The organism is Streptomyces sp. NPDC045470 (assembly GCF_040646595.1).
Classification (GTDB): domain Bacteria; phylum Actinomycetota; class Actinomycetes; order Streptomycetales; family Streptomycetaceae; genus Streptomyces.
The window spans coordinates 491,279-516,571 of record NZ_JBEZAN010000004.1 but is presented as its reverse complement, the minus strand read 5'-3'; the positions used below and the strand labels follow the sequence as shown (position 1 = coordinate 516,571).

The 25,293-nt window shown below is 73.5% G+C and carries 23 protein-coding genes; 6 read left to right on the top strand and 17 right to left on the bottom strand.

All coding sequences use genetic code 11. The annotated features are described in order from the left end of the window. Positions 1–22: 22 nt before the first annotated feature. The 3 genes from galK to galT are packed head-to-tail and all read right to left on the bottom strand — an operon-like array spanning position 23 to position 3,317. Positions 23–1,297, bottom strand: a complete 1,275-nt coding sequence (gene galK / locus AB0A97_RS16660; protein WP_361150201.1) for a galactokinase — start codon at positions 1,295–1,297, stop codon at positions 23–25. A 5-nt stretch (positions 1,298–1,302) separates the two neighbouring features. After that, positions 1,303–2,274, bottom strand: coding sequence for a UDP-glucose 4-epimerase GalE (gene galE, locus AB0A97_RS16655; RefSeq protein ID WP_361149814.1), 972 nt, complete (start codon positions 2,272–2,274; stop codon positions 1,303–1,305). Next, the gene (gene galT / locus AB0A97_RS16650) at positions 2,271–3,317 is read right to left on the bottom strand and encodes a galactose-1-phosphate uridylyltransferase (RefSeq protein ID WP_361149811.1); all 1,047 of its coding nucleotides are present in this window, start codon (positions 3,315–3,317) and stop codon (positions 2,271–2,273) included. The genes galE and galT overlap by 4 nt, the downstream gene beginning before the upstream one ends. A 235-nt stretch (positions 3,318–3,552) precedes the next feature. Here galT and AB0A97_RS16645 point away from each other — a divergent pair, with 235 nt between their 5' ends. Further along, on the top strand, positions 3,553–5,250 hold the full coding sequence (locus AB0A97_RS16645) for a sodium:solute symporter family protein (RefSeq protein WP_361149808.1): 1,698 nt from the start codon (positions 3,553–3,555) through the stop codon (positions 5,248–5,250). A gap of 33 nt (positions 5,251–5,283) precedes the next feature. Further along, the gene (locus AB0A97_RS16640; protein ID WP_361149806.1) at positions 5,284–5,580 is read left to right on the top strand and encodes a hypothetical protein; all 297 of its coding nucleotides are present in this window, start codon (positions 5,284–5,286) and stop codon (positions 5,578–5,580) included. A 9-nt stretch (positions 5,581–5,589) separates the two neighbouring features. Here AB0A97_RS16640 and AB0A97_RS16635 read toward each other — a convergent pair whose 3' ends face one another. The 8 genes from AB0A97_RS16635 to rsmI all read right to left on the bottom strand — a co-directional run bounded on the left by AB0A97_RS16635 (position 5,590) and on the right by rsmI (position 14,673). Further along, entirely contained in the window at positions 5,590–6,306 is a 717-nt protein-coding gene (locus AB0A97_RS16635) for a LuxR C-terminal-related transcriptional regulator (RefSeq protein WP_361149803.1), read from the bottom strand. 236 nt (positions 6,307–6,542) lie between these two features. Continuing rightward, positions 6,543–8,345, bottom strand: a complete 1,803-nt coding sequence (locus tag AB0A97_RS16630) for an ABC-F family ATP-binding cassette domain-containing protein (RefSeq protein ID WP_361149801.1) — start codon at positions 8,343–8,345, stop codon at positions 6,543–6,545. A gap of 179 nt (positions 8,346–8,524) precedes the next feature. Beyond that, positions 8,525–9,430: a 4-(cytidine 5'-diphospho)-2-C-methyl-D-erythritol kinase gene (locus AB0A97_RS16625; protein ID WP_361149799.1), complete on the bottom strand. Its 906-nt coding sequence runs from the start codon at positions 9,428–9,430 to the stop codon at positions 8,525–8,527. Further along, the gene (gene rsmA, locus AB0A97_RS16620) at positions 9,427–10,320 is read right to left on the bottom strand and encodes a 16S rRNA (adenine(1518)-N(6)/adenine(1519)-N(6))-dimethyltransferase RsmA (RefSeq protein WP_361149796.1); all 894 of its coding nucleotides are present in this window, start codon (positions 10,318–10,320) and stop codon (positions 9,427–9,429) included. The genes AB0A97_RS16625 and rsmA overlap by 4 nt, the downstream gene beginning before the upstream one ends. Positions 10,321–10,409: 89 nt before the next feature. After that, entirely contained in the window at positions 10,410–12,092 is a 1,683-nt protein-coding gene (locus tag AB0A97_RS16615; protein ID WP_361149794.1) for a ubiquitin-like domain-containing protein, read from the bottom strand. A 125-nt stretch (positions 12,093–12,217) separates the two neighbouring features. Continuing rightward, positions 12,218–13,096, bottom strand: a complete 879-nt coding sequence (locus AB0A97_RS16610; RefSeq protein WP_361149791.1) for a TatD family hydrolase — start codon at positions 13,094–13,096, stop codon at positions 12,218–12,220. A 57-nt stretch (positions 13,097–13,153) separates the two neighbouring features. Next, positions 13,154–13,633, bottom strand: a complete 480-nt coding sequence (locus AB0A97_RS16605) for a hypothetical protein (protein WP_361149789.1) — start codon at positions 13,631–13,633, stop codon at positions 13,154–13,156. Positions 13,634–13,803: 170 nt separating this feature from the next. Then, positions 13,804–14,673 (bottom strand): 16S rRNA (cytidine(1402)-2'-O)-methyltransferase, encoded by an 870-nt coding sequence (rsmI, locus tag AB0A97_RS16600; protein ID WP_361149786.1) that lies wholly within the window; start codon positions 14,671–14,673, stop codon positions 13,804–13,806. A 152-nt stretch (positions 14,674–14,825) separates the two neighbouring features. Between rsmI and AB0A97_RS16595 the strand changes: the two genes are divergently transcribed. The 4 genes from AB0A97_RS16595 (at position 14,826) to AB0A97_RS16580 (ending at position 19,923) form a co-directional block, all read left to right on the top strand. Next, entirely contained in the window at positions 14,826–16,553 is a 1,728-nt protein-coding gene (locus AB0A97_RS16595) for a phospholipid carrier-dependent glycosyltransferase (protein ID WP_361149783.1), read from the top strand. Between the two features lie 148 nt (positions 16,554–16,701). Further along, entirely contained in the window at positions 16,702–17,040 is a 339-nt protein-coding gene (locus AB0A97_RS16590; RefSeq protein WP_361149780.1) for a hypothetical protein, read from the top strand. Positions 17,041–17,173: 133 nt separating this feature from the next. Beyond that, positions 17,174–18,832 (top strand): penicillin-binding transpeptidase domain-containing protein, encoded by a 1,659-nt coding sequence (locus AB0A97_RS16585; protein ID WP_361149778.1) that lies wholly within the window; start codon positions 17,174–17,176, stop codon positions 18,830–18,832. A gap of 245 nt (positions 18,833–19,077) precedes the next feature. Next, positions 19,078–19,923 (top strand): DMT family transporter, encoded by an 846-nt coding sequence (locus tag AB0A97_RS16580; protein WP_361149775.1) that lies wholly within the window; start codon positions 19,078–19,080, stop codon positions 19,921–19,923. On the opposite strand, the gene AB0A97_RS16575 is transcribed toward AB0A97_RS16580, so the two are convergent. The 6 genes from AB0A97_RS16575 to AB0A97_RS16550 all read right to left on the bottom strand — a co-directional run bounded on the left by AB0A97_RS16575 (position 19,920) and on the right by AB0A97_RS16550 (position 25,150). Further along, positions 19,920–20,735: an SDR family NAD(P)-dependent oxidoreductase gene (locus AB0A97_RS16575; protein WP_361149772.1), complete on the bottom strand. Its 816-nt coding sequence runs from the start codon at positions 20,733–20,735 to the stop codon at positions 19,920–19,922. The genes AB0A97_RS16580 and AB0A97_RS16575 overlap by 4 nt on opposite strands. Positions 20,736–20,845: 110 nt before the next feature. Next, a complete protein-coding gene (locus AB0A97_RS16570; RefSeq protein ID WP_361149769.1) occupies positions 20,846–21,007 on the bottom strand; it encodes a hypothetical protein in 162 nt (53 codons plus the stop codon). An 85-nt stretch (positions 21,008–21,092) separates the two neighbouring features. Beyond that, positions 21,093–22,298: a serine hydrolase domain-containing protein gene (locus AB0A97_RS16565; RefSeq protein ID WP_361149767.1), complete on the bottom strand. Its 1,206-nt coding sequence runs from the start codon at positions 22,296–22,298 to the stop codon at positions 21,093–21,095. An 89-nt stretch (positions 22,299–22,387) separates the two neighbouring features. Then, positions 22,388–23,212, bottom strand: a complete 825-nt coding sequence (locus tag AB0A97_RS16560) for an ABC transporter ATP-binding protein (protein ID WP_361149764.1) — start codon at positions 23,210–23,212, stop codon at positions 22,388–22,390. Beyond that, the gene (gene cbiQ, locus AB0A97_RS16555; RefSeq protein WP_361149761.1) at positions 23,200–23,961 is read right to left on the bottom strand and encodes a cobalt ECF transporter T component CbiQ; all 762 of its coding nucleotides are present in this window, start codon (positions 23,959–23,961) and stop codon (positions 23,200–23,202) included. The genes AB0A97_RS16560 and cbiQ overlap by 13 nt, the downstream gene beginning before the upstream one ends. Before the next feature lies 1 nt (position 23,962). Then, positions 23,963–25,150, bottom strand: a complete 1,188-nt coding sequence (locus AB0A97_RS16550) for an energy-coupling factor ABC transporter permease (protein ID WP_361149759.1) — start codon at positions 25,148–25,150, stop codon at positions 23,963–23,965. Between the last annotated feature and the right edge of the window lie 143 nt (positions 25,151–25,293).

The window sequence follows — 25,293 nt, the reverse complement described above, 5'->3', positions numbered from 1 at the left end:
GGTGAGCTCCGGGCGACGGGCCTCACAGCAACCGCCGGGCGCCCGCGCTCGGAACGGCCGGAAAGATCCGTGGCGCCGGGTGCCCGGCCGCCGCGAACGCCTCGGTGACCCGCGCGGCGACGGCGTCCGCTTCCGTCTCCTCGACCAGGACGACGGCCGAGCCGCCGAATCCGCCGCCCGTCATCCGGGCGCCCAGCGCGCCCGCCGCGACCGCCGCGTCGACGGCGAGGTCCAGTTCGGCGCAGGAGACCCGGAAGTCGTCGCGCAGCGAGGCGTGCCCCGCGGTCAGCAGCGGGCCGATGGCGCGGGGCTCGCCGGCGTCCAGGCGGGCGATGACGTCCTCCACGCGCCGGTTCTCGGTGACGACGTGCCGTACGACGGCCCGGACGCCGGGACCGCGGTCGCCCGGTACGTCGGCGGGCTGGTCGCCCGGTACGTCGACGTGCCCGCAGCCCGGCCCGTCGCCCGGCTCGCCGTGCTCCGCGGTGAGTCCGTCCAGTACGGCGGGCAGGTGTGCGTACGGCACATCGCGCAGCGCGTGTACGCCGAGCGCCCGCGCACCGCGCTCGCACATGGCGCGGCGCTGGGCGTACGCGCCGTCCCCCAGCTCGTGCTTCACCCGGGTGTCCACGACCAGGAGCCGCAGCCCCTCCCCCGCCAAATCGAACGGGACCTGCCGCTGGGAGAGGTCGCGGGTGTCCAGGAACAGCGCGTGGCCGTCCGCGCAGCAGGCGGCGGCGGTCTGGTCCATGATGCCGCAGGGCACGCCCACGAAGGCGTTCTCGGCGCGCTGCGCGAGCTGCGCCAGGCGCTGCCGGGTGAGCCCGAGTCCGTACAGGTCGTCCAGGGCGAGCGCGGTGACGACCTCCAGGGCGGCCGACGAGGACAGTCCGGCGCCGACCGGGACGGTGCTGTCGTAGTGGAGGTCGGCGCCGCCGACGGGCAGTCCGGCCTCTCGCATCGCCCAGACGACGCCCGCGGGGTAGGCCGCCCAGCCGCCGTCGGGGACCGGGCGCAGGGCGTCCAGCCGCAGTTCGACGGTCTGGCCGCCGCCGCTGCCGCCGTCCCCGGAGTGCACCCGCAGGACGCCGTCGGCGCGGGGTGCGGCGGCGGCGAGGGTGGTGTGGGGCAGGGCCAGGGGCATCACGAAGCCGTCGTTGTAGTCGGTGTGTTCGCCGATCAGGTTGACGCGGCCGGGCGCCGCCCACACTCCGGTGGGGGCGGCGCCGTACACCTCACGGAAGCGCTCGGCGGTGTCCCGGGCGCGCTGCTCCTGGTCCGCGGCCGGGCCGCTGATGTCCGTCACGGGGTGTCGGCCTCCCTGCGCCGGGCGAAGTCCCAGGCGTCGGCGACGATCTCGGCCAGGTCCGTACGGCTGGGGCGCCAGCCGAGCCGGTCGACGGCGGTCCGCGCGGAGGCGACGAGGACGGCGGGGTCGCCGCCGCGGCGGCCCGCGGTGATCTCGGGGACGGGGTGGCCGGTGACCTTGCGGACGGTCTCGATCACCTCGCGTACGGAGAAGCCGTTGCCGTTGCCGAGGTTGCAGATCAGATGTTCGCCGGGGGCCGCCGCGGTCAGGGCGAGCAGGTGGGCCTCCGCCAGGTCGGCGACGTGGATGTAGTCGCGTACGCAGGTGCCGTCGGGCGTCGGGTAGTCGTCGCCGTAGACGGAGATGGCCTCGCGCTTGCCCTGGGCGACCTGGAGGACGAGCGGGATCAGGTGCGACTCGGGGTCGTGGCGCTCGCCGTACGCGCCGTACGCGCCCGCGACGTTGAAGTAGCGCAGCGAGACGGCGGCCAGGCCGTGCGCCGCGCACTCGCCCGCGATCATGTGGTCGACGGCGAGCTTGGAGGCGCCGTACGGGCTGGTGGGCGCGGTGGGCGCGGACTCGGTGATGGGGGTGGCCACGGGCTCGCCGTAGGTCGCGGCGGTGGAGGAGAAGACCAGGGTGCGCACGCCGGCGGCGCGCATCGCGGCGAGCAGGTCCATGGTGCCGCCGACGTTGTTGCGCCAGTACTTCTCGGGGTCCGTGACGGACTCGCCGACCTGGGAGAAGGCGGCGAAGTGCAGCACCGCGTCGTAGGAGGCGTCCAGGTGGCGGGCGGCGTCCTGGACGCGGCCCTCGATGAAGCGGGCGCCGGCCGGGACACCCTCGCGGTGCCCGGTGGACAGGTCGTCGAGGACCGTGACGGTGTGCCCGGCCTCGACCAGGTGGGCCGCGACGACGCCGCCCACGTATCCCGCGCCGCCGGTGACCAGGTACTTGTCGCTCACTCGCTCGCTACCTCTCGCAGTCGCTCGGCCGCGGCCTCCGGCGGCACGTCGTTGATGAACACGTTCATGCCGGATTCGGAACCCGCGAGGAACTTCAGCTTGCCGGAAGTACGGCGGACGGTGAAAAGCTCCAGATGGAGCGCGAACTCGCCGCGGTCGGCGGCGTACAGCGGCGCCTGGTGCCAGGCGGAGATGTACGGGGTCGGCGGCTCACCGGGGCCGAAGATCCGGTCGAAGCGCCGCAAGACTTCCAGATAGACCTGTGGGAACTCTGTGCGCGCGTCCTCGCCGAGGGCGAGCAGGTCGGGGACGCGGCGCTTGGGGTAGAGGTGGACCTCGTACGGCCAGTGCGCGGCGTACGGGACGAAGGCGGTCCAGTGTTCCGCGTCCAGGACGACGCGGCGGCCGTCGGCGCGTTCGTCGGCGAGGACGTCGTCGAAGAGGTTGCGGCCGCCGGTGCGGTCACGGTGGGCGGCGAACTGGGCGAGCATCCGCTCGGTGCGCGGGGTGGTGAAGGGGTAGGCGTAGATCTGGCCGTGCGGGTGGCCGAGGGTGACGCCGATCTCCGCGCCGCGGTTCTCGAAGCAGAAGACCTGCTGGACGCCGGGCAGTTGGGAGAGTTCGGCGGTGCGGTCGGTCCAGGCTTCCAGGACGAGTGCGGCCTGTTCCTCGGTGAGGGCGGCGAAGGAGGCGTCGTGGTCGGGGGTGAAGCAGACGACCTCGCAGCGGCCGGTGTCGCCGGCCAGGGAGGGGAAACGGTTCTCGAAGACGGCGACGTCGTAGTCGGCGGCGGGGATCTCGGTGCCGCGGCCGTCGCGGGAGGGGCACAGCGGGCAGGCGTCGGCCGGCGGGTGGTACGTACGGCCCTGGCGGTGCGAGGCGACGGCCACCGCGTCCCCGAGCAGGCGGTCGTGGCGGACCTCGGAGGCGGTGGAGACCGGGTCGAGCGGGCGGCGGTCGGTGTCGTCGCGCACCACGTCGTCGCGCAGGTCGTAGTAGATGAGCTCCCGGCCGTCGGCGAGCCGGGTCATCGTCTTCTTCACTGGAGCACTCCTCGGGCACACCGTCACACCCACCAAACACAAACACACACAATGAAGCACAACTAAACAACCCAGTCAACGCCTGACCTCGGCCGGATCGGCACCCGGACAATCCATTCCAAAGCCCCCGCCCCGATCACGATGGAGCCACGAGAACGAACAAAAGTCTTCAGTTTCTCAAGGACCGCGCGTAGTTTCCTGTGCGTTCATCACGCACAGAGAAGTGAGTGCCCCCATGATCACCTTGGCCGCAGGGCTACGGCTGCCCACCAACGGGCTCGACTACGCGATTCTCGCCCTCTACTTCGTCGTCGTCCTCGGCATCGGCTTCGCCGCCCGGCGCAGCGTGAAGACCAGCCTGGACTTCTTCCTGTCCGGGCGGTCGCTGCCCGCCTGGGTCACCGGTCTCGCCTTCGTCGCCGCCAACCTCGGCGCCACCGAGATCCTCGGCATGGCCGCCACCGGCGCGCAGTACGGCGTCGCCGTCGTGCACTGGTACTGGATCGGCGCCATCCCCGCCATGGTGTTCCTCGGCCTGGTGATGATGCCGTTCTACTACGGCTCGCGGGTGCGCTCGGTACCGGAGTTCCTGCTCCAGCGCTTCGACAAGTCGGCGCACCTGCTCAGCTCGGTGCTGTTCGCCTTCGCCGCCATCCTCATCGCGGGCGTCAACCTCTACGCCCTGTCGATCGTGGTGGAGGCGCTGCTGGGCTGGCCGCAGTGGGTCGCCATCGTCGTCGCCGGTGTGTTCGTCCTCGCGTACATCACCGTCGGCGGTCTGTCCTCGGCGATCTACAACGAGGTGCTGCAGTTCTTCGTCATCCTGGCCGCGCTCATCCCGATCTGCGTCCTCGGCCTCAAGCGGGTCGGCGGCTGGGACGGGCTGACCTCGTCGCTGGAGAAGAGCCACGGGCACAGCTTCCTGACGGCCTGGGACGGCACCGGCATCGGCGAGCCCAACGCGCTCGGCGCCAACTGGCTGACGATCATCCTCGGCCTGGGCTTCGTGCTCTCCTTCGGCTACTGGACCACCAACTTCGCCGAGGTGCAGCGCGCCCTGTCCGCCAAGAACCTCTCCGCCGCGCGGCGCACCCCGCTGATCGCCGCCTACCCGAAGATGTTCATCGCCTTCCTGGTGATGATCCCCGGTCTGGTCGCCGCGGTCGTGGTGCCCCGCATCGGCCAGGAGGGGTCCGACCTGACGTACAACGACGCCATTCCGCTGCTGATGCGGGACCTGCTGCCCAACGGCGTCCTGGGCATCGCGGTCACCGGTCTGCTGGCCGCCTTCATGGCGGGCATGGCCGCCAACGTCTCGTCGTTCAACACGGTGTTCACCTCCGACATCTGGGCGAAGTACGTCAGGCCCGGCCGCGAGGACCGCTACTACCTGCGGTTCGGCCGTCTGGTGACCGCCGTCGGCGTGCTGTGCAGCATCGGTACGGCCTTCCTGGCCGCCAGCTTCAACAACATCATGGGCTACCTCCAGACGCTGTTCTCGTTCTTCAACGTGCCGATGTTCGTGGTGTTCATCATCGGCATGTTCTGGAAGCGGGCCTCCATGAAGTCCGGTGTGTGGGGCCTGGTCTCGGGCACCACCGCCGCGATGATCAACTACTTCTGGATCTACAAGCAGGGCATCATCGCCATCCCCACCGACCAGGGCGCCAACTTCGTCTCCGCGATCGTCGCCTTCGTCGTCGGCGCCGTGGTGATGGTCGCCGTCACCCTGTTCACGCGGCCCAGGCCCGAGGCCGAGCTGGCCGGCCTGGTCTACGGCACCCTCCCCCAGCCTTCGGCCGGGGGGACCCCCGTCCCCGGCCTGGACGAGCCGCCCGCCGAGGGCGACGACGCCTGGTACCGCAAGCCGGCCCTGCTCGGCTGGGGCGCCGTCGTCCTCGCCGCGCTCTGCTACCTCCCGTACTCCTTCTGACGCCCGCCACCCAGCCGAAGGAACGCACGCACCATGAGTGACTACCAGCACGAGGTCGAACTGGAGCGCAGGTCGGCCACGGCCGCCCGGCTCTTCGACATCCGGCTCATCATCGGCGGCCTGTTCACGGTCTACGGCGTCATCGTCATGATCGCCGGGTTCACCGTCTCCGACGCGGACCTGAAGAAGGCCGAGGACATCAACATCAACCTCTGGACCGGCCTGGGCATGCTGCTGCTCGGCCTGTTCTTCCTGGCCTGGATCAAGCTGCGCCCGGTCGTCCCGCCGACCGCCGAGGAACTGGCTGCCCTCCAGGAGGACACCGACTGACGGCGCGCGTCACGGCGGCGGGACGGCCTCGGCCTCCGCCGCCTCACGCGCGCCCGCGCCCCGCGTGGCCGCCCGGTCCAGCAGCCCCGTACGGGCCGCCAGCGCCGCCGCCTCCAGCCGCGAGCCCACGCCCAGCTTCATCAGGACCCGCTGCACATGCGTACGGGCGGTGCTCGGCGCGATGCCCATCCCGGCCGCGATCAGCCGGGTGTCCTCGCCCTCGGCGACCCGTACCAGCACCTCGACCTCGCGCGGCGTGAGCATCTGGAGCAGCCGGGCGCCCTCGTCGTCGGGCTGGGCGGCCGGATGCAGCAGTTCCTCGAAGGCTTGCTGGAGCAACTGCGGCGCGATCGCCGCCTCACCGGCCCGCGCCTTCATCATGGCGCGTTCCACGCCCTCGATGCGCTCGTCGTGGCGTACGTAGCCGGAGGCGCCCGCGGCGAACGCGGCCGCGATGCCGCGCGGATTGGGCACCGGGCCGAGCACCACGACGGCGACCTGCGGCCGCTCCTTCTTGATCCGTACGACCGGGTCGAAGGCGCCCGGCTCGGCCGGGGACGCGGTGCCCAGCAGGCACACTTCGGGCGCCCGGCTCACCACCAGGTCCGCCGCCCCGGCGCTCGGGGCGGCCGCCGCGAGCACGCGGTGGCCGCGCAGTTTCAAGGCCGAGGCGAGTGCCTCGGCGAGCAGTCGGTGATCGTCGACCACCATCAGCCGCACGCCCATTGCAGCAACCCCCCAAATTCCCCGGCGAGCCCAGCCCCCCGGCCCCCGCCAGGCCCCTTGCCCCCGGAAGCTACACGCTTGTTCGACATTGCGCGCCCCCTCAGAGGAAGAAGCCTGTCGTCATGCTGAAATCCCGGCCAATCGGGGGGAGCTGGACCCAGTTTCTTGGCCGAATGTGACAGGAGATGCACCGGAGCTGATCGATCGTGGCCGGCTCCGGCGGTGGTGACGATCCGTCACGCGTCCTCCGCCAGCTCCAGCCACCGCATCTCCAGCTCCTCCCGCTCGCCCACCAGCTCCCGTAGCTGCGCGTCCAGCCCCGCCACCTTCTCGAAGTCCGTCGCGTGCTCCGCGATCTGCGCGTGCAGCTTCGCCTCCTTCTCGCCGATGCGGTCGAGCTGCCGCTCGATCTTCTGCAGCTCCTTCTGCGCCGCCCGCGTCACGGCCGCCGGCTTCTGCTTCGGCGCCTCCTGCGCCGGAGCGGACGCGGGCGCCGCCGCGTCGATCACCTGCTGTCGCCGCTCCAGGTACTCGTCCAGACCGCGCGGCAGCATCCGCAGCGTCGCGTCGCCCAGCAGCGCGAACACCCGGTCGGTGGTCCGCTCGACGAAGTACCGGTCGTGGCTGATGACCACCAGCGAACCCGCCCAGCCGTCGAGCAGGTCCTCCAACTGCGTCAGCGTCTCGATGTCCAGGTCGTTGGTCGGCTCGTCCAGGAACAGCACGTTCGGCTCGTCCATCAGCAGCCGCAGGATCTGCAGCCGCCGCCGCTCACCGCCCGACAGGTCGCCGACCGGCGTCCACTGCTTCTCCTTGGTGAAGCCGAACTTCTCGCAGAGCTGCCCCGCGGTCATCTCCCGGCCCTTGCCGAGATCCACCCGCTCCCGCACCCGCTGCACGGCCTCCAGCACCCGCAGCGCCGGGTCCAGCTCCGTGACCTCCTGCGACAGATAGGCCAGCTTCACGGTCCTGCCGACCACGATCTTCCCCGCGGCCGGCTGCGCCTCGCCCTCCGTACGCGCCGCCTCGGCCAGCGCCCGCAGCAGCGACGTCTTGCCCGCGCCGTTCACGCCGACCAGGCCGATCCGGTCGCCCGGGCCGAGCTGCCACGTCAGATGCTTGAGCAGCACCTTCGGCCCGGCCTGCACGGTCACGTCTTCCAGCTCGAAGACGGTCTTGCCCAGCCGCGAGTTGGCGAACTTCATCAGCTCGGCGGTGTCCCGCGGCGGCGGCACGTCCGCGATCAGCTCGTTGGCCGCCTCGATACGGAACCGCGGCTTGCTCGTCCGCGCCGGGGCGCCCCGGCGCAGCCAGGCCAGCTCCTTGCGCATGAGGTTCTGCCGCTTGGCCTCCTCGCTCGCCGCGATGCGCTCCCGCTCCGCGCGCGCGAAGACGTAGTCGCTGTAGCCGCCCTCGTACTCGTGGACGTCGCCGCGCTGCACGTCCCACATACGGGTGCACACCTGGTCCAGGAACCACCGGTCGTGCGTGACGCACACCAGGGCCGACCGGCGTTCGCGCAGGTGGCGGGCGAGCCAGGAGATGCCCTCGACGTCCAGGTGGTTCGTCGGCTCGTCCAGCACGATCAGGTCCTGCTCGGCGATCAGCAGCTTCGCCAGCGCGATCCGGCGGCGCTCACCGCCCGACAGCGGGCCGATCACGGTGTCCAGGCCCTGCCCCAGCCCCGGCAGGTCCAGCCCGCCGAACAGCCCGGTCAGCACGTCCCGGATCTTGGCGTTGCCCCGCCACTCGTGGTCCGCGAGGTCGCCGATGACCTCGTGGCGCACGGTCGCGGCCGGGTCCAGCGAGTCGTGCTGGGTCAGCACGCCGAGCCGCAGTCCGCTGTTGTGCGTCACCCGGCCGTCGTCGGCGTCCTCCAGTTTCGCGAGGATCCGGATCAAGGTCGTCTTGCCGTCGCCGTTACGCCCCACGACGCCGATCCGGTCCCCCTCATTGACACCCAGGGAAACACCGTCGAGCAGTGCACGGGTTCCGTACACCTTGCCCACGGCTTCCAGATTGACGAGGTTGACGGCCACACTTCACTCCATCGGTCGGGGTCCTCCCGACAGCCTAGTCCGGCCCCCGGAGGCTTTTCCCCGCGTGCTTCCCGCGCGGGGAGTGCGCATCGGGGCGCCGCGCGCCGCGGGGGTGGCCGGGGCGCCCCGTGCGCCCCGTACCGCGCCGAGGGCCGTCGCCCCCTCGGACGGGCGTCGCGTCAGACGACCGTCGCGCCCGGCACCGGTCCCGCCGCCACCCGGGCGGCCCGGCAGGTGCCGGAGGTCAGCAGGGCGTCGGCCACCGAGGCGGCCGTGTCGGCGTCCTTGGTGAGGAAGGCCGTGGTGGGGCCCGAGCCGGAGACCAGGGCCGCCAGGGCTCCGGCGGTGGTGCCCGCCGTGAGGGTGGCGGCCAGGGACGGCCGCAGGGAGAGGGCCGCGGGCTGGAGGTCGTTGGCGAGGGCGGGGGCCAGGGCGGTCGCGTCGCCGGTGCGCAGGGCGTCGAGCAGGGCCGGGGACGCTTCCGGGGCCGGGACGTCCGTGTTCTCGGTGAGGCGGTCGAACTCGGCGTAGACGGCCGGAGTGGACAGGCCGCCGTCGGCCACCGCGAAGACCCAGTGGAACGTGCCGCCCACCTCCAGCGGCGTCAGCAGCTCGCCGCGGCCGCGGCCCAGCGCCGCCCCGCCCACCAGGGAGAACGGCACGTCACTGCCGAGTTCGGCGCAGATCGCGAGCAGCTCCTCGCGGGTGGCGCCGGTGCCCCACAGCGCGTCGCACGCCACCAGGGCGCCCGCCGCGTCCGCGCTGCCGCCGGCCATGCCGCCCGCGACGGGGATGTCCTTGGCGAGGTGCAGGTGCACGTCGGGCGCGATGCCGTGCCGGGCGGCGAGGAGTTCCGCGGCGCGGGCGGCCAGGTTCGTACGGTCGAGGGGGACGCGGTCGGTGTCCGGGCCGGTCGCGGTGATCCGCAGGGCGGCCGCGGGGGTGGCGGTGACCTCGTCGTACAGGCCGACGGCCAGGAAGACGTTGGCCAGGTCGTGAAAGCCGTCCGGGCGGGCGCCGCCGACGGCGAGCTGGACGTTGACCTTGGCGGGTACGCGGACGGTGACGGCGGACCGGTCGGTCACGCGGCGCTCCCCTCGTGGACGGGCTTGTGCTCGGCGATGCGGGCGAACTCCTCGACGGTCAGCGCCTCGCCGCGGGCCTGCGGCGACACGCCCGCGGCGACCAGCGCGGACTCGGCGGCGGCCGCCGACCCGGCCCACCCGGCCAGCGCGGCGCGCAGCGTCTTGCGGCGCTGGGCGAACGCCGCGTCGACCACGGCGAAGACCTGTTCGCGGCTCGCGGTGGTCTCGACCGGCTTCTCCCGGCGGACCAGCGAGACCAGCCCGGAGTCGACGTTAGGCGCGGGCCAGAAGACGTTGCGCCCGATCGCGCCGGCCCGCTTGACCTCGGCGTACCAGTTGGCCTTGACGGACGGCACGCCGTACACCTTGTTGCCGGGCCGGGCCGCGAGCCGGTCGGCGACCTCGGACTGGACCATGACCAGGGTGCGGTCGATGGTGGGGAACGTCGCGAGCATGTGCAGCAGGACGGGGACGGCGACGTTGTACGGCAGGTTGGCGACCAGCGCGGTGGGCGCGGGCCCCGGCAGGTCCCGTACGAGCATCGCGTCGCTGTGCACGAGGGCGAAGCGGTCCGCGCGGCCGGGCAGCCGGGCCTCGACGGTGGACGGCAGCGCGGCGGCCAGGACGTCGTCGATCTCGACGGCGGTGACCCGGTCGGCGGCCTCCAGCAGGGCCAGGGTCAGCGAGCCGAGCCCGGGGCCGACCTCGACGACGACGTCGTCCGCCCGTACCTCGGCGGTGCGCACGATGCGCCGGACGGTGTTGGCGTCGATGACGAAGTTCTGGCCGCGCTGCTTGGTGGGCCGGACGCCCAGGGCGGTGGCCAGTTCGCGGATGTCGGCGGCGCCGAGGAGGGGGCCGGGCTCGTCGGTGGGGCTGCTGTTGCTCACCCGTGCAGCTTACGGCGCGCCGGGCGCGGCTCGGCGACGGCGCCTCCGCGCCCCGGGCCGTCCTCCCCCCCGCTCAGTCGTGCAGCCCGCTAGTCGTGCAGCTTGCGCCCGCAGACCGGCCACGGGCTCGCGCCCCGGCTGATGTAGAGCTTCTTGGCGCGGTACGTCTGTTCCCTGGCCGGTGCGTCCTGGGGGCGTCCGTTGCCGCCGAGGCCGCGCCAGGTGCCGGTGTCGAACTGGTAGAGGCCGCCGTAGGTGCCGGACGCGTCGACCGCGTCCGGGCGGCCGCCCGCCTCGCACTGGGCGAGCGCGCCCCAGTTCAGGTGGTCGGCCCCGTCGACGCTCATCGGCATCGGCTTGGTGCCGACGTGCACGATCCGGTCGCGCGGCTCGCGGACGACCTCGGAGCCGACCTTCTTGGGCTTCTGCTGGACGCCGTTGACCGTGCGGATCTCGTAGGTCAGGCGGCGTACACCGGGCTGTCCCTGGCGGACCACCGTCTCGGTGCCCTTGAAGAGCGTCGGGTCGGCCTGTCTGACCGTCTCGAACGGGATGGTCACCTCACGGACCTTCTCGGCGCCGGTGATCCGCAGGACGGAGACGGTCTGGCCGTCGCGCGGGAAGGACTCGGGGGCCACGGAGGTGATGTCCTCGCCGCGCAGCACGATGCCCGCCTGGTCGAGGGCCTCGCTGACGGTGGCGGCGTTGGTGCGGACGGTGTGCTCGCGGCCGTCGGCGATGAAGGTGACGCTGCGTTCGGTGCGGACGTCGAGGTCGAGGCCGTTGCGGCCGATGCGCTGGGCGGGGTCGACGGACAGGTGGGCGCCCTCGGCGCGGACGCCGAGCCCGCGCAGCGCGCCGCCGACGGTCTCGGCGGTCGTCCAGACCTGGCGGCGTTCGCCGTCCAGGGTGAGGCGGACCGGCCGCCCGTAGCGGACGGTGATCTCGTCGCCGCTGGTCAGCGCGGCGTCGGCGGCGGGCTGGACGAGGTCGTGCGCGCCGACCTCGACGTCCTCGTCGGCGAGCAGGTCGCCGACGTCGGCGGCGAAGGTGTGCAGGGTGCGGGGTTCGCCGTCGACGTCGATGCGGACGGCCTTGTCGTGGGCGATGAAGGCGGAGGTGCCGCCGGCCAGGAAGGCCACGACGAGGGCCTGCGGGAGCAGGCGGCGGCGGGTCTCGGTGCCGTCGGCGCCGCGGCGGTCGGTGGCGTTGAGCCGGCCGGTCATGCCGCGGCGGTGGGCGGTGCCGCGGGAGGCACGGCGGGCGGCGGCCCGGCCTCCGGCGCGGGGGGCCGGGACACCGGCGAGGTCGTCGTGCAGCGGGACCAGCGGCCCCTGGTGGGGCACGCGGCCCGGGACCGCGGGGGTCTCCCAGGTCTCGCCCGCGCCGGGCGGGCTCGCGGGGCCGCCCGAAGGTTCTTCCGGCTGCCGGGCGTCGGCGGTGTCGCGCGCCGGGTACGGGTGCGCCGGGGCGGCCGGGGCGGAGCCGGCCCGGCTGTCCCGTGCCGGGTCGTGGCGCTCGTACCGGTCGCCCGTTCCGTACGGGCCGTACGTCTCGTACACGTCGTACGGCCCGTACTCGCTGTACGCGCTGTAGGCCCCGTACTCGCCCTGCGTCCCGTAACCGCCGCGCGTCCCGTACGCCCCGTGGTCGCCGTACGCCGCGTACCTCCCGTACGGGTCGGGGGTCTCGACGGTCGCGTCACGCGGCGGCTCGGTGCTCGGTCCGTGTCCGCCGTGCGCGAGGTGGTGGCTGCCCTGCGAATGAGTCACGACGCTCCACATGCCACGGGTCCGGGTGTCGGCCCGGAATGTAGCGGAGCGCGGGTGACTCTCCAAAGCGGACCCGCTACGCAGTGTCGTCGCGCTATGGTGCCGCGCCCGTCTCCGCGGGCCCCTCAGTGGCCGAAGGCGCGCGCCGTGTTCGCGGCGACGGCGCTGGCCAGGGCGTCCTCCGTCATTCCCTTGACCTCGGCCATGGCCCGCAGCGTGACCGGAATGAGGTACGGGGCGTTAGGCCGTCCGCGGTACGGGGCGGGGGTGAGGAAGGGGGCGTCGGTCTCGACGAGCACCAGTTCGGGCGGGGCGACGGCGAGGGCGTCGCGCAGCGGCTGGGCGTTCTTGAAGGTGACGTTGCCCGCGAAGGACATGAAGTAACCGGCCTCGGCGCAGACCTTGGCCATCTCGGCGTCGCCCGAGTAGCAGTGGAAGACGACGGTGTCCGGCGCGCCCTCTTCGCGCAGGATCCGCAACACGTCGTCGTGGGCCTCGCGGTCGTGGATGACCAGGGCCTTGCCGTGCCGCTTGGCGATCTCGATGTGGGCGCGGAAGGAGCGCTGCTGGGCGGCCATGCCCTCGGGGCCGGTGCGGAAGTGGTCCAGGCCGGTCTCGCCGACGCCGCGGACGTGCGGCAGGGCCGCCAGCGCGTCGATCTCGGCGAGCGCGGCGTCGAGGGCGGCGTCGCCGCCGGGCTCGCGGGCACCCTGGTGCGACCGGCTTCCCCCAGGGTCCCCGAGCACGATCCGCGGCGCCTCGTTGGGGTGCAGTGCGACCGTCGCGTGCACGGCCTCGTGCGCGGCGGCGGTCTCGGCGGCCCAGCGCGAGCCGTTCACGTCGCAGCCGACCTGGACGACGGTGGTCACGCCCACGGAGGCGGCCTTGGCCAGGGCTTCCGTGACGGAGTCGTCCTGCATGTCCAGGTGGGTGTGCGAGTCCGCCACCGGCACCCGAAGCGGTTCGGGCAGCGGCGGCGGCGCGTCCTTGGTGCTCTTGCTCATGGCCGCGATCCTACGAGGGGCCGGTGACGGCCACCGGGCGGGACCGCGGCCGCCGGCTCACCTGCGGTGGTGCTGGAAGGGGTGCAGCAGGTCGGCGAGGTGCCAGTGGTGGCGTTCGCGGTGACCGTCCGCGGTGTTCTTGCTGGTCCCGCTGTGCTCGCCCTGTTGCGGGACGGTTCCCGCCCCCGCGCCCGCGTTGCCCTCGGCGGCGCCCGCCGAGGGCTGCTCGTACAGACTCGCGATCGCCTTGGAGACCATGGAGACCTGCCCGGCCCGCATGATGCGGACGACGTGCGCGCCGCAGTTCAGGCAGGTGGGCCGGGTCAGGGGGGAAGGGACGCGCTCGCCGTCCGCGTAGTACACACAGTGCGCGCGCCCGTCCGCGTCGACGTGGTGCGTTATCTCGTACGCCTGCTCCCAGCCGTGGCCGCACCTCATGCACGCGAAGGCGTACGCCTCGTGTGCCGGGGGGTCGGTCCGGGGGGTGGGGTGGGCGCCGGTGGTGATGCTGCCCGGCGTACGCGCGATGTCACTCATAGCCGCTCCTCTTGCCCGCTGGACAAGGTCTCCGGGGACGGACGTCCCACCTCCCAGTGGACGCCTTCCCCGGCGGTGGCGCAGCAAGGACGGTCAGCTGTTGGCCCAGATTTGGCGGGGTGCAGAGAATCGGCCCCGCTGCGCGGCCCACGTTTTACCTTCCAGGCTAGTCATTTACCTTCCGCCGGTCCCGTTCGCGCCGCATTCTTTGCCGCCACGACGGCATCGAACACCGCGCGCTTGGGAAGGCCGGTCTCGGCGGCGACGGCGGCGATGGCCTCCTTGCGGCGCTCCCCCGCCTCCTCCCGGACGTGTACGCGGCGCACGAGCTCCTCGGGGCCGAGGTCCTGCGGGCCGGTCTCGGGGGCGCCCTCGACGACGATGGTGATCTCGCCGCGTACGCCGTCCGCCGCCCACGCTGCCAGTTCTTCCAGGGGTCCGCGCCGGACCTCCTCGTACGTCTTGGTCAGCTCGCGGCAGACCGCGGCGCGGCGGTCCGCGCCGAGGATCTCGCTCATGGCGGCGAGGGTGTCGTCGAGGCGGTGCGGGGCCTCGAAGTAGACGAGGGTGCGGCGCTCGTCGGCGACCTCGCGCAGCCGGGAGCGGCGTTCGCCGGGCTTGCGGGGCAGGAAGCCCTCGAAGCAGAACCGGTCCACGGGCAGGCCGGAGACGGCGAGCGCGGTGAGCACCGCGCTGGGGCCCGGCACGGCGGTGACCTTGACGCCGCGTTCGACGGCGGCGGCGACCAGCCGGTAGCCGGGGTCGGAGACCGAGGGCATGCCGGCGTCGGTGACGAGCAGCACGCGGGCGCCGCCTTCGAGGGCGTCGGCCAGCTCGGGGGTGCGGGCCGCCTCGTTGCCCTCGAAGTACGACACGACGCGGCCGGTCGTGTGCACGCCGAGCGCCTGGGTCAGGCGGCGCAGCCGCCGGGTGTCCTCGGCGGCGATCACCTCGGCCGCCGCCAGTTCGGCGGCGAGCCGCGGCGGGGCGTCCGCGACGTCGCCGATGGGCGTCCCTGCAAGTACCAGCGTTCCAGTCACGCCCCCATCCTCCCAGCCGTACGGCGCGGCGCGTCCCGGTGGCGGCTGCCGCACGCGGCTCACCGGCCCCGTACGCCCCGCCCGTACCGGTCCTGCGGTCCCGGCCGCGCGGCCCCCGCGTTCCGCACAGGCCGCTTCCCTACGATGGGCCGGTGACGAGTGACACCGCGACAGACGCAGACCGCGCCGAGGAGGAGCTCGCCGGGCAGCCCCGGCGGTGGCAGCGCAGGCTGCGCCGGTTCGGCTACGCCGGGCAGCCGCAGGCCGACGCCCGCGAGCGGCTGGTGCCGGCGTTCCCCGTACCGGGGACGCGGGTGTGGACGGTGCTGGGCCTGGGCCCGGCCGCCGCGGGCCGGCTGGCGCGCTGGTCGGGCTGGGGCGGTCCGCTGCTGGTCGCGCTCTTCGCCGGCCTGCTGCGGTTCTGGAACCTGGGCAGCCCGGCGAAGGTGATATTCGACGAGACGTACTACCCCAAGGACGCCTGGTCGCTGCTCCAGTACGGGTACGAGGGCACCTGGGCGAAGAACGCCAACGACGCGCTGGTGGCGCACCCCCCGGAGATCCTGCTCTCGCCCGAGCACTCCTACGTCGTCCATCCGCCGCTGGGCAAGTGGATGATCGCGCTGGGGGAATGGGCGTTCGGGATGAACCCCTTCGGCTGGCGGTTCATGGTGGCGCTGCTCGGCACCCTGTCGGTGCTGATGATCTGCCGCATCGGCCGCCGGCTGCTGCGCTCCACGGCGCTGGGCTGCCTGGCGGGGCTGCTGCTGGCGGTGGACGGGCTGCACTTCGTGATGAGCCGTACCGCGCTGCTGGACCTCATCGTCATGTTCTGGGTGGTGGCGGCGTTCGGCTGTCTGCTGGTGGACCGGGACCGCACCCGGGCGCGGCTGGCGGCGGCGCTGCCGGTCGGCGCGGACGGCCTGGCCCGGCCGGACGAGTCGGTGGGCGACCGGCTGCGCCTGGGGTGGCGGCCGTGGCGGCTGGCGGCGGGGCTGTGCCTGGGGCTGTCCGCCGCGAGCAAGTGGAACGGCCTGTACTTCCTGGCGGCGTTCGCCGTGCTGTCGGTGCTGTGGGACGTGGCCGCGCGGCGCACGGCCGGTGCCCGGCACCCCGTACGCGCGGTGCTGCGCCGGGACGTGGCGCCCGCGTTCGTCTCGACCGTCGTGGTGGGCCTGGCCGCGTACCTGGTGACGTGGACCGGCTGGGTGGTCACCAAGGGCGGCTACCACCGCGACTGGGCCACCGCCACGCCGGAGGGCCGGGCGGGCGGCTGGCAGTGGCTGCCGGACTGGCTGCGCAGCCTGTGGCACTACGAGACGGAGGTCTACGACTTCCACAAGGGCCTGTCCACCCCGCACACGTACCAGTCCAACCCCTGGAGCTGGCTGGTGCAGGGCCGCCCCGTCTCGTACTTCTACGAGGACCCCAAGATGGGGCAGGACGGCTGCAAGGCGGCCGAGGGGTGCGCACGGGAAGTGCTCGCGCTGGGTACTCCCCTCCTGTGGTGGGCGGGCTGTTTCGCGATCCTCTACATGCTCTACCGCTGGCTGTTCAAACGGGACTGGCGGGCGGGCGCCGTCGCCTGCGGCATCGCGGCGGGCTATCTGCCGTGGTTCCTGTACCAGGACCGGACGATCTTCCTGTTCTACGCGGTGGTGTTCGTGCCGTTCGTGTGCCTGGCCCTGGCCATGATGATCGGCGCGATCCTCGGCCCGCCGGGGTCGGGCGAACGGCGGCGCGCGGCCGGCGCGGTCGGCGCCGGGGTGCTCGTCCTGCTCATCGTCTGGAACTTCATCTACTTCTACCCGATCTACACGGGCCAGCCGATCCCCAAGAGCGCCTGGCACAACCGGATGTGGTTCGACACCTGGGTCTAGGACCTGTCGCAGGGGCGACACGGCCGGATTCCGTACGCCGAAAGCGCCGTCCGCGCAGGGACGGCGGTCATACTTGACCGTCATCGAACGATGCCGGTCAATGCCGATCGTCGCCCCGGCGCCCCGGACAGCCGGGGAGGAACCGCAGTTGAGCACCCCGAAGATCGTGTACGTCATCGGGCACAACAAGCCGGAACAGGTCGGGGGCCACGGTGCGCCGCGTACCGTCGCGTCCGCCTGCAAGGAGCTGGCCCTCGCCGCGTTCCTCGACATCGAACAGGCCAGGGTGGTGGCCGAGATCCGGGGTGAACGGCAGCAGCACCCGGGCCTGACCTGGCAGGAGAGCAACAATCCGCTGCTCGGCAACGCGACGGGCCGCCAGGCCACGACCGAGGTCGACGGGCGCAGGACCGTGGTCTTCCGCGTGACGGCGGTGGAAGTGGTCCCGGGGCGGCGCCGGCCCCTGTCGCGGCAGCCGGCCACCTGAGGCGCCGCGTGCGGCGCCCGCGTCGCGCGCGGCACAGGGCCGAGACTCACCCCGGCACCCCGTGTCCCATAGAGTGCGCTGCACGTTCTTGTGTGCGTGCTGAAGAACGAGGATTCGGGAGGGGATCGGCGACATGCGCCGTGAGGTGAGGTACGGGCTGATCGGCGGGGCGGTGGCCCTGGTCCTGGGTGGCGTCGGCGGCTACACGCTGCTCGGCGGGTCCGGTGACGGCGATCCGGCCCAGGAGGTCCGCGCGGCCCGGGACGGCAAGCCCGGTGACGGAGCGCCCGAGGTGAAGTCGGGACCGCTGTCCGCCGCGGAAGTCACCGGCACCGCGGGGAAGTTCCTCGACGCCTGGAAGGCGGGCGCCGCCGACCGGGCCGCCGCCCTCACGGACGACGCGAAGGCGGCCGCCGCCGGCCTGGCCGCGTACCCGAAGCAGACCCACTTCACGGACCTGAAGCTCACCCCGGGCAAGGCCACCGGCGACAAGGTCGCGTACACGGTCGCCGCACAGATCTCGTACAAGAACCTGAAGGCGCCCGTCTCGTACGGCACCTCACTGACCGTCAAGCGCGACAAGGAGACCGGCGAGCCGCGGGTCGCCTGGGCGCCGAGCATCCTGCACCCGAAGCTGGGCAAGGGCGACGTGCTGCGGACCGGCGAGGCCGAGGCGCCGCCCATCAAGGCCGTGGACCGCAACGGCGCCGAGCTGACCAAGGAGGCGCACCCGGCGCTGGCCGGGGTGCTGGACAGCCTGCGCGACAAGTACGGCAAGAAGACGGACGGCAAGCCCGGCGTGGAGCTGTCCGTCCACCGGGCTGCCCGTGACAAGGCCACGCAGCAGCCCGACGAGACGCTGAAGGTGCTCTCCAAGGGCACGCCGGGCACCCTGAAGACCACTCTGGACGCCACGGTGCAGGCCGCGGCGGAGAAGGCGGTCAAGGGCAAGCCGAAGGCGTCGGCGGTCGCCCTCAAGCCGAGCACCGGCGAGATCCTGGCCATCGCCAACTCCCCGGAGAAGGGCTTCAACACGGCCACCCAGGGCTCGCTGGCGCCCGGTTCGACGATGAAGGTCGTGACGGCCTCGATGCTCATCGACAAGGGCCTGACGGCGCCGGGCAAGCCGCACCCGTGCGAGAAGTTCGTGACGGTCGGCGGCTGGAAGTTCCAGAACCTGAACAAGACCGAGATCAAGAACGGCACCTTCGCGCAGAGCTTCGCCGCCTCCTGCAACAACGCCTTCATCTCCATGGCGCCCAAGCTCGCGGACGACGATCTGACGAAGCAGGCCCGCGACGTCTTCGGCATCGGCCTGAACTGGCAGACCGGCATCCCGACCTTCGACGGCGCGGTCCCGGTGCAGAGCGACGCGCAGATGGCCGCCTCGCTGATCGGGCAGGGCGGGGTGCGGATGAACCCGCTGACCGTCGCCTCCGTCGCCGCGACCGTGCAGAACGGCGGATTCCACCAGCCGTACGTCGTCGCGCCCGCGCTGGACGGCCGGGCCCTGGCCAAGGCGCCGCGCGCGATGAAGCCGGACACCGCGTCCGCGCTGAAGTCGCTGATGAAGCTGACCGCCACGTCCGGCACGGCGGCGGAGGCGATGTCCGGGCTCAGCGGTGACATCGGCGCGAAGACCGGCTCGGCCGAGGTCGACGGGCAGGAGAAGCCGAACGCCTGGTTCACCGCCTACCGCGGCGACATCGCGGCGGCCGCCGTCGTCCCGGCCAGCGGCCACGGCGGCTCGAACGCCGGGCCGGTCGTCCGGTCCATCCTGTCGGCGGGCTGAGCCCCTCCGACTCGGGGCGACCTGCCGGGCCGTCTCCCGGGGCGGCCTCCCCCGGTCCCCGGGGTGATCTCCCCCACCCCGCCCGCGCACCATCGCATGGCCCGTACAGCTACAGCTAGCGTGCGGGCCATGCGCCCTTTCCCGTACGGTCATGAAGCCCCCCGCCCACCGGCCCCCGGCGCCGCCCCCGGAGTCCCGGCCCCGTACGCCCGGAGCCGGGCGGCCGACGTGCGCGAGCGCGCCGCATGAGCCCCCTGGTCGTCGCGGCGGTCCTGACCGCCGCCGTCACCCATGCCAGTTGGAACGCGATCGCGCACCACATCGAGGACCAGCTCATCGCCTTCACGCTGGTCGGCGGCGGCGGGGCGGTCTGCGGCGCGGTGCTGGCCTGCTGCGCGCCGCTGCCCGCGCCCGCCGCCTGGCTCCCGCTCGCCGGCTCCACCGTGCTGCACATCGTCTACCAGGTGCTGCTGATGCAGTCCTTCCGGATGGGCGAGTTCGGGCAGATGTACCCCATCGCGCGGGGCACCGCGCCGCTCGCCGTCACGGTCCTGGCCGCCGTCTTCGTCGGGGAGGTGCCCGACGCCTGGGCGCTGGCCGGTGTGGTGCTCGCCTCGGCGGGCCTGGTCGGTCTGGCGCTGTGGGGCATCCGGGGCTCCGGTACGAGACCGCACTGGCCGGCCATCGTCGCCGCTCTCGCCACCGGGCTGGCCATCGCCTCGTACACGACGGTGGACGGCATCGGCGTCCGCGCCTCCGGCACCTCGCTCGGTTACATCGGCTGGCTGATGGTCCTCGAAGGCGTGGCGATCCCCGTGTACGCGCTGGCCACCCGGCGCCGGCTGCTCCTGACCCAGCTACGCCCGGTGGCCGTGCGCGGCGCGGCCGGCGGGGTGCTGTCCGTCTTCGCCTACGGCCTGGTCCTGTGGGCCCAGACGCGGGCCGACCTGGCGCCGATCGCCGCGCTCCGCGAGTCCTCGATCATCGTGGGCGCGGCCATCGGCACCCTGTTCTTCAAGGAACGTTTCGGCGCCCCGCGTCTTGCCGCGGCGGGGCTGATGGTCGCGGGGATCGCGCTGATGCTGCGCTAGCGCGGTCCGTCCGGTCCGCCGTGCAGCGCCCGGCTCAGGGACGTGTTGGCGATCAGGATGCCGCCGTCCACCGGGAGCGTGACGCCGGTGATCCAGGCGGCGTCGGAGGAGGCCAGGAAGGCCACGGCGGCGGCGATGTCGGCGGGACGGCCGACGCGGCCCAGGGGGTACTCGGCCGCGGCGCGCTCCAGGGCTTCGGGCCGGTCGCCCCAGTTGGGGGTGTCGACCGTGCCCGGCGCGACCAGGTTGACCCGTACGCCCCGGCCGGCCGCCTCGCCCGCGAGGGTGCGGGTGAGGGAGGCCAGGCCCGCCTTGGCGGCGCTGTAGGCGTGGTTGCCGAAGTCCTGCTCGGCGTTGACCGAACCGACGCTGACGATCGCGCCGCGGCCGCCGGCGGCGGCCAGATGGGGCAGGGCGGCGCGGGCGCAGCGGAACGCGCCGTTGAGGGTGACGTCCAGGTCGCCGGCCCAGTCCTCGTCCCGCTGGCCGTCGAAGAGCGGGGCGTCGGGGGTGCAGCGGCAGGCGTTGTTGACCAGCACGTCGAGCCCGCCGAAGCGCCGCACGGCGTGCGCGACGGCCGCCTCGACGGCGGTGCGGTCCGCGACGTCGCAGGCGAGTGCCTCGGCGGTGCCGCCGCTGTCGCGTACCTCGGCGCCGTCCCGGATGCCGGCCGCCGCCCGCTCGGCCCGCTCCCCGTCCAGGTCGGTGACCAGGACCCGCGCGCCTTCGGCGGCGAGCCGTCGGGCGGTGGCCTCGCCGATGCCCTGGCCGGCGCCGGTGATCAGTACGCGGTAGCCGTCGAATCGCCTCATGCGCCCACCTTGGCGCATACGCCCCACGGGCAACAGGGGGCGTCGGCCGTGCCCGGCCGGTACCGCACGCCGGGCCGGTACCGCGAGCCAGACCGGTGCCGGGCGCCGGTTCAGTACCGCTTCGGTGCGGGCTTCGGCTTCTCGCCGCGTACGGACGGCTGGTCCGCGTTGACCTCCTCGGCGCTGCGGTCCCGCTCGTTGTTCAGCGGCTTCGGCTTGTCCTCGTCGGGCCCGGCCTCCCGGGGGTCCGTCAGCTTGCGCTCGTCGCCCATGTCGGCTCCTTGGCGTGTGGATCGAAGTGGCTCGTCAGGGCGTACGGGTGCCCCGGGAGCCACGTGCGACACGTGCGCCCCACGCTCAGCCTTCCAGCGCCGCCCGCAGCGCCCGTACGAGTGCCTGGGCCCGCGGGTCGGCCGTCACGTTCTGCTGCATCCCGTTGGTGACGTAACCGAGGGCGGTGCCGGACTCGGGGTCGGCGAAGGCCAGGCAGCCGCCGCGGCCGGGGTGGCCGAAGGAGCCGGGGCCCAGGAGGGGCGCGGCGGAGCCGTGCAGCATGTGGCCGAGGCCGAAGCGGGTGGTGACCACGAGGGTGCGGTCGGGGCCCGCGGACTCCTCCGTTCGGGCCAGGGTGAGGGTGGCGGGCGCGAAGAGGCGGGGGTGGCCGTCGACGGGGCCGATGAGCGCCGCGTAGCAGCGGGCCAGGGCGCGGGCGGTGGCGATGCCGTTGGAGGCGGGGAGTTCGGCGGCGCGGTAGGCGTCGGCGTTCTCGTCGGGAGCCGGGGTGATGGCGCCGAAGGCGCGCCGGGTGAGGGAGGCGGGGTCGCGGTAGGCGTCGGTGACGCTGCGCTTGGGGCGGACGCGCAGTCCGGCCGCGGCGGGCGGGGCCGGTGCCTCGACGTCGGCCAGGCGGCCGGTGCGGGCGAGCGCGTCGGCGGGTGCGCCGACCCACAGTTCCAGGCCGAGGGGTCCGGATATCTCGTCGGCGATCCAGGTGCCGATGGTGCGGCCGGTGACCCGCCGTACCAGTTCGGCCAGCAGCCAGCTGTAGGTCTGGGCGTGGTAGCCGTGCTCGGTGCCGGGGGTCCAGGCGGGGGCCTGGGCGGCGAGGGCGGCGGGGCCGCTGACGCCGTCGACGGCCTGTTCCGGGGTGAGCGGGGTGTCGAGGACCGGCAGTCCGGCGCGGTGCGAGAGGAGGTGGCGGACCAGGACGCGTTCCTTGCCGGCGGCCTTGAACTCGGGCCAGTACGTGCCGACGGGCGCGTCCAGGTCGAGCAGGCCGCGCTGGTGCAGCAGGAGCGGGACGATGGCGGCGACGCCCTTGGTGGCGGAGCGGATGACCTGGGCGGTGTCCGCCTCCCAGGGCGCGGCGCCGTCCTCGGGGCCGTCGGCGTCCCGGCTGCCGCCCCACAGGTCGACGATCTTGCGCCCGTGCCGGTAGACGGCGACAGCCGCGCCGCGCTCGCCGCGCCGCGCGAAGTTGGCCGCGAAGGCGTCCCGGACCGGCTCGAAGCCGTCCGCGACCGTGCCCTGGACGTCCACCACTGTTTCCCGCTTCCCACTCATCCGTCGCGTTTGTGACCTATCAATGGTGCAACGCGCGGATCAGTGCTGGTGACCAGGGGCGGCGGCGGACGCGGTGTGCGGGGGTGCCGTCAGGGCGTGGGGATCGTCACAGAGCCCGGATCGAATCCGAAGGGCAGTTCGAGTCGGTGCGCTGCCATCAGTTCGGTGTCGCTCAGCAGGCGCTGGGTGGGCCCGTCGGCGGTGATGACGCCTTCGGACAGCACGACGGCGCGCGGGCACAGTTCGAGCGCGTACGGCAGGTCGTGCGTGACCATCAGCACCGTCACGTCCAACGCCCGCAGGATGTCGGCCAGTTCACGACGGGAGGCGGGGTCGAGGTTGGAGGACGGCTCGTCCAGGACGAGGATCTCGGGGCGCATCGCGAGGACGGTGGCGACCGCGACCCGGCGGCGCTGCCCGAAGGAGAGGTGGTGCGGCGGGCGGTCGGCGTAGTCCGCCATGCCGACGCGGCCGAGCGCCTCGGTGACCCGCGCCGCCAGTTCGGCGCCGCGCAGCCCGGCCGCCGCGGGCCCGAACGCGACGTCCTCGCGGACGGTGGGCATGAACAACTGGTCGTCGGGGTCCTGGAAGACGATGCCGACGCGGCGGCGGACCTCGGCGAGGTGGTGCCGGGTGACGGGCAGCCCGGCGACCGTGACCGTGCCGGCGCCGGGCGTGAGGATGCCGTTCAGGTGCAGGACGAGGGTGGTCTTGCCGGCGCCGTTGGGGCCGAGCAGGGCGACCCGCTCACCGCGGGCTACGGTCAGGTCGACGCCGTAGAGGGCCTGGTGTCCGTCGGGGTAGGCGTAGGCGAGCCCGGCGACCTCCAGGGAGGGCACGGGCACGGCGGCTTCCGGGGGCGGTACGGGCGCGGTGGTGACGGGCGAGGTCGCGGGGTCGTTCAAAGGGTCCATCCCAGCAGGCATACGGCGAGGGCGGCGGCGGGCAGGGCGGCGGCGCGGGTCCACTGGGCGCCGGTCGCCGCGGCGGCGTCCGGTACGGGCAGGGTGCCCGTGTAGCCGCGGCTGACCATGGCCAGGTGGACGCGTTCGCCGCGTTCGTAGGAGCGGATGAACAGGGCGCCGGCGGACTTGGCGAGGACGCCCCAGTGGCGGACGCCGCGCGCCTCGAAGCCGCGGGAGAGGCGGGCGACCCGCATCCGCCGCAGTTCGTCGGCGATGACGTCGCCGTACCGGATCATGAAGGAGGCGATCTGGACGAGCAGCGGCGGCATCCGCAGCCGTTGCAGGCCGAGCAGCAGGCCGCGCAGGTCGGTGGTGGCGGCGAGCAGGACGGAGGCGGCGACGCCCAGCGTGCCCTTGGCGAGGATGTTCCAGGCGCCCCAGAGTCCGGGCTCGCTCAGCGCCGTCCCCAGGATGTGGACGCGCGGCCCGGTGGCGACGAACGGCATGAGGACGGCGAAGGCCACGAACGGCACCTCGATGAGCAGCCGCTTGAGCAGGAACCCGGCGGGCACCCGGGCCGCCGCGGCGACCGCGGCGAGCAGCAGCGCGTGGAGGGCGAAGGTCCAGACGGCGGTGCGCGGGGTGGCGACGACGGTCAGGACGAAGCAGAGCACCGCCGCGATCTTGCAGTGCGGTGGCAGGGCGTGCACCGGCGAGTGCCCGTGCCGGTAGAGCTTGTGGGCGTGCCCGGCGCTCATGTCAGGCCGATCCCGGGCTGTGCCGCGGCGGCGCCGGGGCGTCCCCGGCGCCGGTTCCGGGCCTGGCGGAGGCAGCGGTGTCGGTCCCGCCGTCGTCCCGGGCCGCGCCGCGGCGGCGCCGTACGACGAAGAAGACGCCGGTGCCGACGGCGAGCGTCGCCCCCACCCCGATCACTCCGGCGAGCCCGCCGGAGATCCGCGGGTCCGCGATGTCCTTGACGCTGTAGTCGGCCAGCGGCGAGTCCTTCGCGGCGTGCTCCTCGGCCTTGGCGTCGATGCCCTGGTCCCCGGCGACCTTCTCCAGTCCGTCCGGGCTGGTGGAGGCGTAGTAGCTGACGCCGCCCGCGCAGACGAGCGCGACGGCGACGCCGGCCAGCCAGACGCGGCGGGCGGAGCGCCGGGCACCGGCGGGCCGCGGGCCGGCGCCGGGCGCCGCCGGCGGCACGGCACCGGGCTCCCCCGCTCCCGCCACGGGCCCGGCCAAGGGGGAAGTCCGCAGCCGGAGCGGCTCGGCCGGCCCGCGCGCCCCGTACACGAGGTCGGGGCGCACGGCGAGGACCGCACCGACGGTGAGTGCGGTGATGGCGGCCTCGCCGATGCCGATGAGGACGTGCACGCCGGTCATCGCCGCGAAGACGGTGCCGATCGGTACGTGGGTGGTGCCGCCCAGCGCGTACAGCCCGGTGAAGGCGGCGGCCGCGGCCGGTACGGACACCACGGCGGCCACGAAGGACGCGGCCGTGACCGAGCGGCGCCCGCGCGGCAGCACCTTGACCAGGCCCCGGAAGATCCCGTACGCGACGAGGACGGTCACCACCGCCATGTCGGTGATGTTCACGCCGAGAGCGGTCAGCCCGCCGTCCGCGAAGAGCACGGCCTGCATGAGCAGGACGACGGAGACGCAGAGCACGCCCGTGTACGGGCCGACGAGGATGGCGGCCAGCGCGCCGCCCAGCAGGTGCCCGCTGGTCCCGGCGGCGACGGGGAAGTTGAGCATCTGGACGGCGAAGATGAAGGCGGCGACCAGCCCGGCGAGGGGTGCGGTGCGCTCGGCGCCGAGTCCGGCGTGCGGTTCGGGGCCGCCCAGTTCGCGGCGGGCGCCGCGCAGGCTGACGGCGACGGCGGCAGCGGCGAGAACGCCGGTGGCGGCCGAGACGGGGGCGTCGATGAATCCGTCGGGTACGTGCATGAGGGTCTCCGCTCAGCCGCGCGATCCCTTCATCGTGGCCGTACTGCAAACGGGTCGCAAGAGCGCTCGGGGCGCGAAACGGCGACCGCGCGTCACCCCCACAGCAGCAAAAGGTGGCGAAGCGGGGCATTGGCGCAAAGGCT

Bases quoted from the DNA above. Each gene is read 5' to 3' on its own strand.
- AB0A97_RS16645 (WP_361149808.1), top strand. From the start codon at position 3,553: ATGATCACCTTGGCCGCAGGGCTACGGCTGCCCACCAACGGGCTCGAC.
- AB0A97_RS16640 (WP_361149806.1), top strand. From the start codon at position 5,284: ATGAGTGACTACCAGCACGAGGTCGAACTGGAGCGCAGGTCGGCCACG.
- AB0A97_RS16635 (WP_361149803.1), bottom strand. From the start codon at position 6,306: ATGGGCGTGCGGCTGATGGTGGTCGACGATCACCGACTGCTCGCCGAG.
- AB0A97_RS16610 (WP_361149791.1), bottom strand. From the start codon at position 13,096: ATGAGCAAGAGCACCAAGGACGCGCCGCCGCCGCTGCCCGAACCGCTT.
- AB0A97_RS16605 (WP_361149789.1), bottom strand. From the start codon at position 13,633: ATGAGTGACATCGCGCGTACGCCGGGCAGCATCACCACCGGCGCCCAC.
- AB0A97_RS16585 (WP_361149778.1), top strand. From the start codon at position 17,174: ATGCGCCGTGAGGTGAGGTACGGGCTGATCGGCGGGGCGGTGGCCCTG.
- AB0A97_RS16580 (WP_361149775.1), top strand. From the start codon at position 19,078: ATGAGCCCCCTGGTCGTCGCGGCGGTCCTGACCGCCGCCGTCACCCAT.
- AB0A97_RS16575 (WP_361149772.1), bottom strand. From the start codon at position 20,735: ATGAGGCGATTCGACGGCTACCGCGTACTGATCACCGGCGCCGGCCAG.
- AB0A97_RS16570 (WP_361149769.1), bottom strand. From the start codon at position 21,007: ATGGGCGACGAGCGCAAGCTGACGGACCCCCGGGAGGCCGGGCCCGAC.
- AB0A97_RS16565 (WP_361149767.1), bottom strand. From the start codon at position 22,298: ATGAGTGGGAAGCGGGAAACAGTGGTGGACGTCCAGGGCACGGTCGCG.
- AB0A97_RS16560 (WP_361149764.1), bottom strand. From the start codon at position 23,212: ATGGACCCTTTGAACGACCCCGCGACCTCGCCCGTCACCACCGCGCCC.
- cbiQ (WP_361149761.1), bottom strand. From the start codon at position 23,961: ATGAGCGCCGGGCACGCCCACAAGCTCTACCGGCACGGGCACTCGCCG.
- AB0A97_RS16550 (WP_361149759.1), bottom strand. From the start codon at position 25,150: ATGCACGTACCCGACGGATTCATCGACGCCCCCGTCTCGGCCGCCACC.